Source organism: Pseudomonas sp. RW409, from assembly GCF_003184125.1.
GTDB lineage: Bacteria > Pseudomonadota > Gammaproteobacteria > Pseudomonadales > Pseudomonadaceae > Aquipseudomonas > Aquipseudomonas chlororaphis_I.
Genome location: NZ_QHHP01000004.1, coordinates 366114 through 366575, shown reverse-complemented (window position 1 = coordinate 366575; position 462 = coordinate 366114). Strand labels below are relative to the sequence as shown.

General features: G+C 57.6%; 1 protein-coding gene. It reads right to left on the bottom strand.

Annotated elements, in window-relative coordinates:
* Window positions 1-262: 262 nt before the first annotated feature.
* Window positions 263-462, bottom strand: a 200-nt coding sequence (locus DK261_RS04195) for a peptide-methionine (S)-S-oxide reductase (RefSeq protein WP_146218511.1), incomplete at its 5' end; no start/stop codon positions are given.

Genomic DNA, 462 nt, shown 5'->3' with positions numbered 1-462 from the left:
AAGGCAAGTTTGGCCATCACGCTGGCAGGTGCTTTTTTCTCGAATCGCGCTAGTACATCGGCCCACATCGTTCGGGTCTTCCTGACTGAATTTCAGCGGATTTTACCCAAGACCTTGAAAGGGATGGCCGTAAGGGCGGAACCCTAAGCCGCCGTGACCGCAGGAATGGATATGTACCCCATCCAAAAAATGCAGCGCCAGAACCGACGCTATCGCGGGCAAGCCTCGCTCCTACAGAGGCAGACCTCCGCGACCAGTACCCTCAGATATGGCAACTACTCAACCCATTCTTCTCCAAATACCGCTGATGCCCTTCATCCGCCAACTCAAACCGCCCCAGCGGCACCACCACCGTGGCCACAGGTTTGTTGAGGCGGCCGGAGTCTTGCAGGGCCGTCTTGGCCTGCCGTGCCTGTTCGGCCTGTAGGGCGTCGGTGTGGAAGATCGCCGAACGATATTTCA